Raw genomic sequence first — 14,446 nt, forward strand, 5'->3', positions numbered from 1 at the left:
ATTACAGGAGTGTTTTTAATTAAAATTATCAAGCACAACAATAGGTCAATATAGCGGTTATCGGTTGAATGAGGTAGAAAAACCCCACCCCCCAACCCCCTCCCCGCAAGCGAAGAGGGGACTATGATGTACCTCATCTGATTATGTCTAATGACTAGTCACTAAACTGAACTCAGTTGTTTTTTCAGGAGTAGCTTCGGGACTATCAGCTTCAGAAGGTGGAACCAACTGCCAGAATTTCGGTAAAAATTCTTGCCAGTTTTGCAGAATTTTCTTCGCCTTTGGTGAACCAGTGCGTTCTGCATGAGTTTGGATTAACTCTTGCAGTTGTTTTGCACCTACTTCCGAAATTACCCGTTGGATTTTGACTATTTCCGGGTTGACTAACTCACGAAATGAGTCATCTTCATCTAAGAAGTATGCCAGTCCACCAGTCATTCCAGCAGCAACGTTGCGTCCTACTTTGCCGAGGACGACGATCGCACCACCAGTCATATATTCACAGCAGTGATCCCCAGCACCTTCAATTACTGCTATGCCTTTGGAGTTTCTCACGGCAAAGCGCTCTCCGGCTAGTCCATTGGCAAATAACACGCCACCAGTGGCACCATAGAGACAGGTATTGCCAACTATGACGTTTTGTGATGCGTTATAGGTGGCATCAGTTGGAGGTTTGATGATGATTTCACCACCATGCATCCCTTTACCTACGTAGTCGTTTGCCTCTCCTTCCAGAGTCAGAATTATGCCAGGGAGATTGAATGCACCAAAGCTTTGCCCAACGCTACCAGTGAAGTTGAGGTTAATTTGCCCATCAAAGCCACTGTCACCGTATTGAGAAGCGATCGCACCCGCTAATCTTGTACCTACTGTTCTGTCAGTATTGACAATAGGATAAGTCTTGGTAACGGTAGACTGATCCCTAATTGCAGCCTGAATGTCGGGATCGGCAAGGAACTTGTCATCCAAAACCACGCCGTTGCTATGGACTTCTTCATGTACTAACCAGCTACGATTGTCTCTGGTATCTGGCAGATTAAGTAAACAGTCTAGGTTGAGCGATCGCGTTTTGGTAAGTTTTGCCTCCTCGCGCAGTTTCAACAAATCTGCACGTCCAATGATTTCTGATAAAGAACGGTAGCCAAGTCGTGCTAACAAACTCCGCACTTCTTCCGCGATGAAGTAGAAGAAGTTAACAACCTTTTCTGGTATTCCGGTAAACCGTTTACGGAGTTCTTCTTGCTGAGTGGCAACACCTACAGGGCAGGTATTCTTGTGGCAAACTCGCGCCATGATACAGCCTTCAGCAATCATGGCGATGGAACCGAAACCGAATTCTTCAGCACCCATCAATGCACCTATTACCACATCCCAACCACTCTTAAGTCCGCCATCTACACGCAAAATTACGCGATCGCGCAAACTATTTTCCATCAAAACCCGATGTACTTCGCTTAAACCTAATTCCCACGGTGAACCAGCGTGTTTAATCGAACTAAGCGGAGATGCACCTGTACCACCATCATGTCCAGAAATTTGGATAATATCAGCGTTTGCCTTAGCAACACCAGCAGCGATCGTGCCAATGCCAACTTCTGAAACTAGCTTCACCGACACCTTTGCTTTGGGATTAATTTGGTGCAGATCGAAAATCAGTTGCGCTAGGTCTTCAATTGAATAAATATCGTGGTGCGGTGGCGGTGAAATCAGCGTCACACCGGGCTTCGAGCGCCTTAACATCGCAATATATTGGCTCACTTTGGGCCCTGGTAGCTGGCCACCTTCTCCAGGCTTGGCACCTTGGGCAATTTTGATTTCAATCTGTTTAGCGTTAACTAGGTACTCTGGCGTGACACCAAAGCGTCCCGATGCAACTTGTTTAATGGCACTATAGGCTTTATCCCCATTCCGCAATCCTTTTAAATGAGGTAGGGTTGGCGAGTGACCAGACTCGTCTACATCATCTAAAACTTTATAGCGCACTGGGTCTTCGCCACCTTCCCCAGAGTTAGATTTACCACCGATGCGATTCATGGCGATCGCTAAAGTTTCATGGGCTTCTCTTGACAAAGCGCCTAAAGACATGCCGCCGGTGCAGAAACGCTTGACAATTTCAGCTACCGACTCTACTTCTTCTAGAGGAATTGAAGTGCGTTGCTTGCCGCCGTAGGCATCGCCTTGGAAGTCTAGCAAGTCTCGCAATGCCGTTACTGGTCTGCCTTGGAGATGCTTTTTGTAAACTTCGTAATGGTCGTAGTTTTTGCCATCTAGAGCCTTATGCAGCGCCTTAACCATTTCGGGGCTATTCATGTGGTACTCACCGCCAGGACGGTATTGCACAAAGCCCAGGTTTTCTAACTTCTTGGTCGTCAATTCTGGGAAAGCTTTGACATGGAAAGAAAGTACTTCATCAGCAAGTTCGCCAATACTCAAACCACCGATGCGGGAAGTCGTACCACGAAATCCTAGTTCAATTAAATCTCCACCGAGACCAATAGCTTCAAAGATTTGGGCTGCTTGATAACTGGAAAGCAGAGAAATTCCCATCTTGGAGAGAATTTTCAGTAAGCCTGACTCTACTGCTTTGCGATAGTTATCTAAAGCTTGTTCTACAGTAAGAGTAGGAAGTTTTTTCACCTCCATTAACCTTTGGGTTTTGGGATCAATGCACCAATCACGCACCGTATCCAAAGCCATATATGGGCAGACTGCGCCAGCACCATAGCCAATCAGACAAGCAAAGTGATGAGTACTCCAGCATTGGGCTGTATTGACAATCAGGGATGTTTTCATCCGCAGCCCTTCCCGAATCAGGTGATGATGTACAGCACCCACTGCTAATAGGGGAGGAATGTATGTATCTTCTGGGCTGATACCGTCATTTCCCTTATCGCTTAAGATTAAAATCTTTGCACCCGCCCGGACTGATTCAGCTGCTTGTGCTTGTAAAGCCTGGACTGCGGCATTTAATCCTTCAGGGCCAGTGGCGATCGCAAATAGGGTTGACAACTCAGCTGTGGCAAATCCCGATAGCTTAATCGCTTCTAATTCACCATCTGTTAACACTGGCGATTCAAGTTTCAATCTCCGAGCATACTCTGCCTTGGGTTCTAATAAGTTACCCCGTTCTCCCAGTTCGACTTTCAAAGACATCACTAGCTTTTCCCGTAGGGGATCAATCGCCGGGTTAGTCACTTGAGCAAAGCGCTGTTTGAAATAGTCATAAAGCAGGTGGGGTTTTGTTGACAACACCGCTAAAGGAATATCATCCCCCATGCAGAAAGTCGGCTCTGAACCTGCCTTCGCCATTTCATGAATCACCATTTCTACATCTTCTGTGGTGTAGCCAAAGGCAGTTTGAAGTTGCAGCAAGGTTTGCCTGTCAATTGTCACTTGTTCTTGGTCATTTGTCATTTGTCCTTTGCCATTGCCATTTGCTAATGACGGATGACCAATGACCCCTTCGGGGTTCGCCAATCGCTCATGGGGGAGACCCCCAAGACCGCGTTGGCTCACCAATGACTTTAATTCTTGACGGTACTGTTGCAGCCATTCTCCATAAGGATGCTGCTTGGCGATGCGCTGCTTAATCTCCCAATTCTTCAGTACTTCATGGTTGACTAAATCCACGGCAATCATTTGCCCAGGGCCGAGTCTACCTTTCTCCACAATATCGGCTTCTGGAAAGTCCACTACACCTGCTTCGGAAGCGACAACAATGTAGTCATCTTTGGTGATTACGTAGCGGGCTGGTCTTAAACCATTACGATCTAGTGTTGCACCAACTTTTTTGCCATCGCTGAATACTAAAAGCGCTGGCCCATCCCACGCTTCTTGCAGACCACTGTAATATTCGTAGAAATCAACAATTTCTGGAGAGTCATTTAAAGAAGGTTGATTTTGGTAAGCCTCTGGAACCATAATCATTAAAGCTTCCAAGGGGCTGCGTCCAGAACACACCAGTAATTCTAGTACGTTGTCTAGGGTAGCTGAGTCGCTGTTATCAATGTGAACTAATGGTTTGAGTTCCTTGATGCGATCGCCCCATACAGGATGATTCAGGCTAGCTTCTCGTGCCATCATCCAGTTGATGTTACCCAATAAGGTATTGATTTCGCCGTTGTGACCCAAAAGCCGCATTGGTTGAGCTAGGGGCCATTTGGGCATTGTATTGGTACTAAAGCGGCGGTGATAGACAACAAAGGCGCTTTTGTAAGCTGGATTTTTTAAATCCTGATAAAATTCTCCTAATACGGCAGAACGCACCATGCCTTTGTAAACTATTGTGCGATTTGATAAAGAGCAGATATAAAATTCTTCTGAGATATTGGTTGCAACTTTACTAATTCGGCGGCGGGTAATATACAACTGTCGTTCTAAATCATCACCACTTTTGTCAACAGAAGCTAACAAAACTTGTTCAATCTGGGGTTGATTTTCTTTTGCTTGTACTCCCAGCAAATCAGATTGCACTGGCACGACTCGCCAACCCAGTACGATCAAGTTTTCTTCGGTAGCTACTTGCTCAACTGCCACCCTAGCTTTTTGTGCTGCTTCCTGGTCTGGTGGGAGAAATATCATCCCCACAGCGATGTTATTGGTGGATGGAAATTCCTCCCACCTTTGGGCAAAATCTTGTTGGAACAAATTCCAAGGGATAGCTGTCAATACTCCAGCACCATCACCAGAGTCTCGATCGGCGCTACAACCTCCCCGGTGTTCTAAACAGGTTAGAGCAGCTAAGGCTTTTTCTAAAATTTCGTGGCTGGTATGATTCTGACGATGAGCAATAAAACCGACACCACAGGCATCTCGTTCTTCTACTAACCATTTTTGCCCCTGATAGGTATCTCTTGAGTTGATATTTGCTGTGATTTTCTGGTCTTGATTCATCGGTTGATTATTCATACCCTGTTCCTGAAGTATTGAGTTACCAATTTTGCCACTACTTACGGAAAAAAATTTATCAATTCCGCAATGGAGAAATAATATATAGGCACCGAAATTTAGGGAAAAAAAATTTTAACTTCGGTTTTACTTTCTTAGTTCCCCCGTGTTAAAATAGTTGCGTATTGTTTATGTATTTATGCGGTGTTAAACAACTTCTTCCCGCCAAGACATGATTTTTGCCCTGACAGTTTCTTTTTTATATTGTGAAGCTAAGTATTTTCTCAATTCCCTTTTTCCAGATGCACTCTAGCTACTAATAGAGCCTATTGCGGCTCACCTGAAACAAAACGAAAAGCTGTCCTATGTTTTAAAGCCAAACTCATCCTGAGCCTGCAATAAAATCAGCGTATTACAATATATACCCATTTGACAATTCCCAAATATTGTTATTGTCTGGAGTTTTTCTGCTTACCAGCTGACACATATATTACTATTAACTAGACCTCACTGAAATAGCAACATTCAGTTAGGATCGAATATCTTAATCTGTTTTTATAACCAATACTACCGTGTATAGTCTGGTTAGAAGTAGTGCCAGTTAAAACAATTGCGTGGAGTGGCTTTAGCGTCTAAATTTGTTTTGTGTCTAAAAGAGACAACTAACCACTATATATATTAACATAATTTTTAAGAAATAAAGTCATGTAATCTTTATATTTCCAAATAATTAGTTAGTTTATACCTTGGGGTGATAGTTTTCAAAAATAACTACTAAATTATGGTAAAAATGCCGAGTTGTTGCCAATTAGGGATTAGCGAACGCAGATTTTTTCGGGCTACTGTCTCACCAATACTTTTAACAGTACTGTGTTTAACGACTACTTGTGCTACCAACGCCCAGGAGTCACCTAAAAATACCAAACCAATACTGCTCTCCCAGTCAGTTGCACCTCCTTTAACAGGCGTAGTATCCTCTGGTAATCAAATTTCCCTCAATGGTCGTACTTTACCAGGAACTTGGTTGCAGCAACCTGGAAAATCTGGTCAAGTGACAACTCATCTCAGTGATGGGGTATTCAGACAATTAATAGGAGTAAATTTCTTAAACACTAATAATTCAGCGAAGCAACCAATACAGTGGTTTTCATCCGTGACAAAGCCACTGGTTTTATCCACCAAGCTACTAGGATCGTATCGCTACCTTGATATTAGCAATTTTGCTCAAACATCTGGATGGGAAATCCGAACCAGTGGCAACATCTTGGTGATTGCTACCCCAAAAACGCAAGTCACAAATATTGTTCAGAGTCAACAACTTTCAGACGCGAGTGTTAATTCTTTGCAACAGGCTCGGATTCTTGTGGATTTAGATCGTCCAACTGCTTGGCAAGTAGCCCCAGGATCGGCGATCGCAAAACCCCAAACTCCATCTTCCGATCCAGACACGCCAATTCCCAAACCCACCACACCGCCAAATCGAGAGTGGACAATTACCCTAGATGGAATAGCCGATCCTGTTTTGATAGAACGCTATACCCCCCAGCCACCAGCAGCGCCACCAACATTACTGCCAAACCTGCTCAAACAATTATTACCACTTACACCAACACAACCAATACTACCAGCACCAGTTCCTGAACCACTTATTCGACAAGTGCAGGTGGTGAAAAACCAAACAATTATTAGTTTAAGCGTTCCCTTTGGGCTATCGCCTCAAGTTAATACTGTCGCTAACCCCAATCGCCTCATTATCGATATTCGACCCGATCCTTTAGAAGAGCGAGATATTACTTGGGCCCCAGGACTGCGCTGGCAACAGCATTATGTCAACTTGGGCACAGAACGTTTTCCGGTGGTTTGGTTAGAAGTTAATCCTCGTAAATTTGGGCTAACGTTGAAACCTATGTGGGCTAGTCCTGATGGGCTTGCGGGTACTGCTCCCTTAATTCAAACAGCACAACGTTACTTAGCAGTCGCTGGAATTAACGGTGGTTATTTTAACCGGAATAACAGATTGCCATTGGGTGCGATTCGCCGGGATAATCAATGGTTATCAGGCCCTATTCTTAACCGGGGTGCGATCGCTTGGAATGATTCAGGCCAATTTTACTTCGGTCGTCTTACCTTAGAAGAAACTTTAATTACTGCAAATAACCAGCGCTTACCAATTCTGTTTCTTAATAGTGGCTACATCCAGAGTGGTATTGCTCGTTACACTCCAGCTTGGGGAGCAACTTACACGCCCTTGACGGATAACGAAATTATCCTAGTGGTACAAAAAGACCACATTACTCAACAGCTACCAGGTGGCAAAGTTGGTGGGACAGCCGTTCCCATTCCCCAGGATGGCTACCTACTAACTTTACGCGCTAACGCTGTTAGTACTGCCTCACAGTTACCTATTGGAAGCGCAGTAAGTATTTCCAGCAGCACTGCTCCTACTGATTTTAGTCGTTATCCCCACATTATCGGAGCCGGGCCGCTATTAGTCCAAAATCGTCAAATTGTCCTTGATGCCAAAGCCGAAAAATTCAGTAATGCTTTTATTGCCGAAAAGGCTATTCGTAGCGGCATTTGTACAACTGCAACAGGCACACTGATGATTGTTGCCGTGCATAATCGGGCTGGTGGTTATGGCCCGACGTTGGCAGAACATGCCCAGTTGATGCAACAGATGGGTTGTGTAGATGCCCTAAATTTGGATGGCGGAAGTTCTACCAGCCTTTACTTAGGAGGGCAACTACTCGACCGTTCGCCTAGTACTGCTGCTCGTGTTCATAATGGAATTGGTGTTTTCCTGAAACCACGATGATTAGGGAATGGGGAAGTGAAGTCTCTTAATCACCAATTCCCAATTCTCCATCCTTTTTTTAAAGTTTAGGACAAGCTGTCATTTTGCTTGATGAAGACTTGGTGTAGATACAAGAGTTTTAGTAGTGATGATTTACACCGTCACGTTTGATTTTGTTATGTTTATCAAGGTGCGACAAATTTGCTGATTTTCAACGTTGCAAGATAGCGCCAGATTTTTTATCAATAGTTAAGAGTACAGACGGTTTGTTATGTCTTCAAATGAGGTAATTATGGCTCGATATCAAGAAACTACACAGACTGACACTCTACACCTACCTTCAACTATCACTTCCAGAGGCATTGCTGCAACTGAGTTACGTCCTTGGGGTGCTTTTACAGTTTTGGAAGAAGGGCGCGGATACAAAATCAAGCGCATCGAAGTTAAGCCCGGACACCGCCTCAGTTTACAAATGCACCACCACCGCAGCGAACATTGGATTGTCGTTTCTGGTACAGCTAGGGTAACTTGTGGTGAGAGAGAAGTATTACTGAGCAATAATGAGTCAACTTATGTACCCCAATGTACATCTCATCGTTTAGAGAATCCTGGTGTGATCCCCTTGGTGTTGATTGAAGTGCAAAATGGCGAATACTTAGGAGAAGATGACATTATCCGCTACCAAGATGACTATGCCCGTACTAAGGATTAAAGCTCTAATCTAAAAACTGAATACATTTTTGTGCAAACCCTCCTTGCGAACCACCGCACCCCAGAAGTCCCTACCTAGTTAAGGTGGGGACTTAATCATGTTGTGCTATAAATGTAGTAATAGCGATCGCGCTCATGGCTTTGGTAATTTGGAATTTTCGAGAAGTAAGAGTTAACCCATCTATCTGTAAAATGAAGATGGGGTATTCAATTGCAAAAAACGAGTTCCATGATTCATCTGAGTCAAGCAGCCGCAAGTGAAATTGGGCGAATAAAGTCCAAGAAGCAGCCAAATGTGTTGTTTCGATTGGCAGTAAAACCAGGTGGTTGTTCCGGCTTTTTTTATGATATGTCCTTCGATGAAGCAATAAAAGTTGGCGACCAAGTTTTCGACTTGGATGAGATCAAAGTAGTTATAGATGCCACAAGCTTAAATTACCTCAACGGTTTGAGGGTCGATTATTCAGAAGACTTAATGGGTGGTGGTTTTCGCTTCCACAATCCTCAGGCGATCGCAACCTGTGGCTGTGGTAATTCCTTTTCCACAACTAATCACTAATTAGCCATATTTTGCTAATAATAAAGGAAAAATTAAAATTGACACAAAACCCTAAAAAACGATATAATCAGGATTTGTTAAAACTTAGACATATAAGCAGCTTTACGCGCTGTAACTCATGCCAACAATACAGCAGCTAATACGTACCGAGCGCGAACAAGCGCGTCAGAAAACCAAATCCCCGGCTCTGAAACAATGCCCTCAACGTCGGGGAGTTTGTACCAGAGTATACACGACTACACCAAAGAAGCCTAACTCAGCTTTACGGAAAGTAGCAAGAGTCAGACTGACATCTGGATTTGAAGTCACAGCTTACATTCCAGGAATTGGTCACAATTTACAAGAACACTCAGTTGTGATGATTCGTGGCGGTCGGGTTAAGGATCTACCAGGTGTGAGATACCACATCATCCGTGGCACTCTAGATACAGCCGGAGTCAAAGACCGTAAACAAGGGCGTTCCAAGTATGGAACAAAGCGTCCGAAAGCAGCGAAAAAATAGGATTAGGCGATTAGTCGCACCCAACACGATTAATCGTTTACCTTAAAAACGCTCAAGGACAAAAAACTATCAGGGTCTGTGTTCTAAGAGCAGTTATGAAAGCTGCTCAAGTCTGTTTAAAAAAATCAAGCATGCTACACCTACACTAAGCGAGCAAGTGTAGAAGTTCTGAGGAGAAGGCTGTAACCCACGGCATAATTCTCATCTGAACATTCAGGTTTAGAACCTTGTAACCGTGAGTATTTAGTTGCAGGTAGCAAGTCAATGAATTTTAGATTTTAGATTTGCAATTTTGGATTGGTCGAACCCACAAGGGGATGAGACTTACAGACTTTTGATTTTTTCCAATCCTTGTGGTCGGAACGTCTACCAAAAACTCTAATCCAAAATTGGCAGTCAATAGGTCAGCCTTGCTGCAACAATCGAAAACAAAATTGAAAAAGTCTGAGGGTTGGGTTCCACAGCTTTTAGTTTCCGGTGTCTGATAGCATATAATTTCGTTGCCAAATTCCGAATTAAAGGTGAAGTATGTCTCGTCGTGGTGTTATTCAAAGGCGCCCAGTCCCGTCTGACTCCGTATATAACAGTCGCCTTGTGAGCATGATTATCAGACGGATCATGCGTCATGGCAAAAAATCACTTGCCGCCCGAATTGTTTATGAAGCATTGAAAACTATCGAGGAACGCACTGGTAACGGTGCTTTAGAAACCTTTGAAAGAGCAGTGCGAAATGCCACACCTCTAGTAGAAGTAAAAGCTCGACGAGTAGGTGGAGCAACCTACCAAGTACCAATGGAAGTGCGTACAGAACGGGGTACTACCCTAGCACTGCGTTGGTTAGTGCAATATTCCCGGTCTAGACCAGGGCGGACAATGGCAAGCAAATTGGCAAATGAGTTAATGGATGCTGCCAACGAAACAGGCAATGCAATTCGGAAACGCGAAGAAACGCACCGGATGGCGGAAGCTAACAAAGCATTTGCCCACTATCGTTATTAAGTAGAAAAGCGATATATCGCCTTGCCAAAGTGGTATATCGTGGATTTACAAAAAGCAGACGGTTTTCCGTAAAAGTATAGAATCTTAACAAAGAGTAATATACAAGATATCATGAGGCAAAAACTATAGGAGGTAGCTGTGGCACGCACGATCCCGCTAGAGAAAGTACGCAACATTGGTATTGCGGCGCATATAGATGCGGGCAAAACAACAACAACAGAGAGAATATTATTTTACTCTGGGATAATTCATAAAATTGGCGAAGTTCATGAAGGAACTGCCGTCACAGACTGGATGGAGCAGGAGCGGGAGCGGGGAATTACCATTACTGCGGCTGCTATCAGTACCAGCTGGAAAGATCATCAAATTAACATTATCGATACTCCGGGTCACGTAGACTTCACAATTGAAGTTGAGCGTTCCATGCGCGTGTTAGATGGCGTAATCGCAGTATTTTGTTCTGTGGGCGGCGTGCAACCGCAGTCTGAGACAGTGTGGCGACAAGCAGAGCGCTACAAAGTACCTCGGATAGCCTTTATCAACAAGATGGATCGCACCGGAGCGAACTTTTATAAAGTTCACGAGCAAATTCGCGATCGCTTGCGGGCAAATGCGATCGCCATTCAACTACCAATTGGTAGTGAAAACGACTTCCAAGGGATCGTTGACCTAGTAGGGCAACGGGCGTACATTTACGCCAACGACCAAGGAACCGATATCCAGGAAACTGATATACCGGAAGAATTGCAAGCGCAAGTAGACGAATTCCGCACCAAGCTCATAGAAGCCGCAGCTGAAACTGATGATGCTCTGATGGCTAAGTACTTCGAGGGCGAAGAACTTACAGAACAGGAAGTTAAGACTGCCCTGCGGAAAGGCACAATTGCGGGGACGATTGTACCAGTACTTTGTGGTTCGGCATTCAAAAACAAAGGCGTGCAGTTGATGCTCGATGCCGTTGTCGATTACCTGCCAGCGCCAAGTGAAGTACCACCCATTCAAGGCTTACTGCCCAATGGCGATACTATTGAGCGGCGGGCTGATGACAACGAACCTCTAGCAGCTCTGGCATTCAAGATTATGGCTGACCCTTACGGTCGCCTGACATTCGTTCGCGTTTATTCTGGTGTCCTGAAAAAGGGCAGTTACGTTCTCAACGCTAGTAAGAATAAAAAAGAACGGATTTCCCGCTTAGTTCTCATGAAAGCAGACGATCGGCAAGATGTCGATGAACTGAGAGCGGGAGATTTGGGAGCAGCTCTGGGATTGAAAGACACCTTGACAGGTGACACGCTCTGTGATGAGGGATCGCCAGTAATTCTGGAATCCCTATTCATTCCTGAGCCTGTGATCTCGGTGGCGGTTGAACCCAAAACCAAGAATGACATGGACAAGCTGTCCAAGGCTCTGCAATCTCTCTCAGAAGAAGACCCCACTTTCCGAGTCCGCGTCGATCCCGAAACAAACCAAACTGTGATCGCCGGAATGGGAGAGCTACACCTAGAAATTCTAGTAGACCGGATGTTACGAGAATTCAAGGTGGAAGCGAATGTAGGTGCGCCACAAGTAGCTTACCGAGAAACAATTCGGAAAGCTGTGAACAAAGTGGAGGGCAAATTCATCCGCCAAAGTGGTGGTAAAGGTCAATATGGTCACGTTGTGATCAATTTGGAGCCTGGAGAACCCGGTACTGGCTTTGAATTCGTTTCCAAAATTGCTGGCGGTACAGTACCTAAAGAGTATGTTGGCCCCGCAGAACAAGGGATGAAAGAAAGTTGCGAATCTGGTGTTCTGGCTGGATATCCGTTAATTGACGTTAAAGCGACGCTAATTGATGGGTCATACCACGATGTAGACTCTTCGGAAATGGCTTTTAAAATCGCTGGCTCAATGGCGATGAAAGAGGCTGTGCTGAAAGCTTCACCTGTCATCTTAGAGCCTATGATGAAAGTTGAGGTTGAAGTTCCTGAAGACTATATGGGTAACGTCATTGGCGACCTAAACACCCGCCGAGGGCAGATTGAAAGCCAAAGCACCGAAAAGGGACTCGCTAAGGTAACATCTAAAGTTCCACTGGCGAGTATGTTTGGCTACGCCACTGATATCCGGTCAAAAACGCAAGGTCGGGGTACCTTCACGATGGAGTTCAGCCACTACGAAGAGGTGCCTCGCAGCGTAGCTGAAACTATCATTGCAAAAAGCAAAGGGAACGCTTAGTTAAAATAAGGAAATGAGCATTCATGGCACGCGCAAAGTTTGAAAGAAATAAACCCCACCTCAATATCGGTACCATTGGCCACGTTGACCACGGTAAAACCACGTTAACAGCAGCCATCACTATGACCTTGGCAGCTCTTGGTCAAGCTACAGCTAAAGGCTACGACCAAATCGATAACGCGCCAGAAGAAAAAGCACGGGGTATTACCATCAATACCGCTCACGTTGAGTATGAAACCGCAAATCGGCACTATGCTCACGTAGACTGTCCAGGCCACGCTGACTATGTGAAGAACATGATCACTGGTGCGGCTCAGATGGATGGAGGCATCCTTGTAGTGGCTGCTACTGATGGCCCTATGCCCCAAACCCGCGAACACATTCTGTTAGCAAAACAGGTGGGCGTTCCCAGTCTGGTTGTATTCTTGAACAAAGAAGACTTGATGGATGACCCAGAACTCTTGGAACTAGTAGAACTAGAACTGAGAGAACTGTTAAGCAGCTATGACTTCCCTGGCGATGATATCCCCATTGTCAAAGGTTCTGGTCTACAAGCTCTCGAAGCAATGACCAAGAATCCTAAGACTAAAAAAGGTGAAAATCCTTGGGTAGATAAAATCTACGACTTGATGGACGCTGTGGATTCCTTTATCCCCACTCCTGAGCGGGATGTTGATAAGCCCTTCTTGATGGCAGTGGAAGACGTGTTCACCATCACAGGTCGTGGTACTGTGGCTACTGGACGGATTGAACGCGGGAAAGTTAAGGTTGGCGATACTGTCGAGCTAATTGGTCTCAAAGACACTCGGACTACCGCCGTCACCGGGATTGAGATGTTCAAGAAGAGCCTCGACGAAGGTCTGGCTGGAGATAACGCGGGTGTACTACTGCGTGGTCTCAAGAAAGAAGATATCGAGCGCGGTATGGTAATAGCCAAACCAGGTTCAATTACACCTCACACTCAATTTGAAGGTGAAGTATACGTCCTAACAGAAAAAGAAGGTGGTCGTAAGACTCCATTTTTCGCCGGCTACCGTCCCCAGTTCTATGTACGGACAACCGATGTAACTGGTACTATCAAAGCCTACACCTCCGATGAAGGCAAAGAAGTAGAAATGGTGATGCCAGGCGATCGCATCAAGATGACAGTAGAATTGATCAACGCGATCGCTATTGAACAAGGAATGCGCTTCGCTATCCGCGAAGGTGGACGTACCATCGGTGCTGGTGTCGTCTCCAAAATTATCAAATAGCACCTTTTGGCTCATAACAAAGGAGCAGAGATGGTATAATTCCTCTCTGCTCCTTTCTCTTCCCTCTATAAATAAGGTAATAGGTTGCAGGGGACAGGTAATAGTTTTCTGTAACCTTTACCCTGTAACCTTTAACCTGTAAATAATCCCCTAATTACGCAGAACCTGGAAAATTAAAGATGGCAACTCTACAGCAGCAAAAAATTAGAATTCGCTTACAAGCCTTTGACCGACGCTTATTAGATACATCTTGCGAGAAGATTGTAGACACAGCTAACCGCACCAACGCTACAGCCATAGGCCCAATTCCTTTACCCACAAAACGCCGGATCTATTGTGTGCTGCGATCGCCTCACGTAGATAAAGATTCACGGGAACACTTTGAAACCCGTACTCATCGCCGGATTATTGACATTTACCAGCCTTCTTCTAAGACTATAGATGCTCTGATGAAATTGGATCTACCATCAGGTGTAGATATCGAAGTCAAACTTTAATTAGTTATTAGTTATTGGTCATTGGTC

At 44.8% G+C, this 14,446-nt stretch carries 9 protein-coding genes; 8 read left to right on the forward strand and 1 reads right to left on the reverse strand.

Annotated elements, in window-relative coordinates; translation table 11 throughout:
* Positions 1–147: 147 nt before the first annotated feature.
* Positions 148–4,908 (reverse strand): glutamate synthase large subunit, encoded by a 4,761-nt coding sequence (gene gltB, locus CDG79_RS27635; RefSeq protein ID WP_094344969.1) that lies wholly within the window; start codon positions 4,906–4,908, stop codon positions 148–150.
* 769 nt (positions 4,909–5,677) lie between these two features.
* Here gltB and CDG79_RS27640 point away from each other — a divergent pair.
* The 8 genes from CDG79_RS27640 to rpsJ all read left to right on the forward strand — a co-directional run bounded on the left by CDG79_RS27640 (position 5,678) and on the right by rpsJ (position 14,419).
* Positions 5,678–7,702 carry a phosphodiester glycosidase family protein gene (locus CDG79_RS27640; protein ID WP_094344983.1) on the forward strand — a complete coding sequence of 675 codons (2,025 nt, stop codon included), beginning with the start codon at positions 5,678–5,680 and terminating at the stop codon, positions 7,700–7,702.
* A 271-nt stretch (positions 7,703–7,973) separates the two neighbouring features.
* Positions 7,974–8,393: a cupin domain-containing protein gene (locus CDG79_RS27645; RefSeq protein ID WP_094344970.1), complete on the forward strand. Its 420-nt coding sequence runs from the start codon at positions 7,974–7,976 to the stop codon at positions 8,391–8,393.
* A gap of 228 nt (positions 8,394–8,621) precedes the next feature.
* On the forward strand, positions 8,622–8,951 hold the full coding sequence (locus CDG79_RS27650) for a HesB/IscA family protein (protein WP_094344971.1): 330 nt from the start codon (positions 8,622–8,624) through the stop codon (positions 8,949–8,951).
* A 118-nt stretch (positions 8,952–9,069) separates the two neighbouring features.
* Positions 9,070–9,453, forward strand: coding sequence for a 30S ribosomal protein S12 (rpsL, locus tag CDG79_RS27655; RefSeq protein WP_016950612.1), 384 nt, complete (start codon positions 9,070–9,072; stop codon positions 9,451–9,453).
* Positions 9,454–9,981: 528 nt separating this feature from the next.
* Complete coding sequence (gene rpsG, locus CDG79_RS27660; protein WP_094331156.1) at positions 9,982–10,452, forward strand: 30S ribosomal protein S7; 471 nt, start codon at positions 9,982–9,984, stop codon at positions 10,450–10,452.
* Between the two features lie 138 nt (positions 10,453–10,590).
* Entirely contained in the window at positions 10,591–12,669 is a 2,079-nt protein-coding gene (gene fusA / locus CDG79_RS27665; protein ID WP_094344972.1) for an elongation factor G, read from the forward strand.
* Positions 12,670–12,692: 23 nt separating this feature from the next.
* A complete protein-coding gene (tuf, locus tag CDG79_RS27670; RefSeq protein ID WP_094344973.1) occupies positions 12,693–13,922 on the forward strand; it encodes an elongation factor Tu in 1,230 nt (409 codons plus the stop codon).
* A 179-nt stretch (positions 13,923–14,101) separates the two neighbouring features.
* A complete protein-coding gene (rpsJ, locus tag CDG79_RS27675) occupies positions 14,102–14,419 on the forward strand; it encodes a 30S ribosomal protein S10 (protein WP_008232935.1) in 318 nt (105 codons plus the stop codon).
* Positions 14,420–14,446: the final 27 nt, after the last annotated feature.

The sequence above is a fragment of the Nostoc sp. 'Peltigera membranacea cyanobiont' 232 genome, assembly GCF_002245985.1.
Classification (GTDB): Bacteria; Cyanobacteriota; Cyanobacteriia; order Cyanobacteriales; family Nostocaceae; genus Nostoc.

Coding starts and splice junctions, on each gene's coding strand:
- gltB (WP_094344969.1), bottom strand. CDS start 4,908: ATGAATAATCAACCGATGAATCAAGACCAGAAAATCACAGCAAATATC.
- CDG79_RS27640 (WP_094344983.1), top strand. CDS start 5,678: ATGCCGAGTTGTTGCCAATTAGGGATTAGCGAACGCAGATTTTTTCGG.
- CDG79_RS27645 (WP_094344970.1), top strand. CDS start 7,974: ATGGCTCGATATCAAGAAACTACACAGACTGACACTCTACACCTACCT.
- CDG79_RS27650 (WP_094344971.1), top strand. CDS start 8,622: ATGATTCATCTGAGTCAAGCAGCCGCAAGTGAAATTGGGCGAATAAAG.
- rpsL (WP_016950612.1), top strand. CDS start 9,070: ATGCCAACAATACAGCAGCTAATACGTACCGAGCGCGAACAAGCGCGT.
- rpsG (WP_094331156.1), top strand. CDS start 9,982: ATGTCTCGTCGTGGTGTTATTCAAAGGCGCCCAGTCCCGTCTGACTCC.
- tuf (WP_094344973.1), top strand. CDS start 12,693: ATGGCACGCGCAAAGTTTGAAAGAAATAAACCCCACCTCAATATCGGT.
- rpsJ (WP_008232935.1), top strand. CDS start 14,102: ATGGCAACTCTACAGCAGCAAAAAATTAGAATTCGCTTACAAGCCTTT.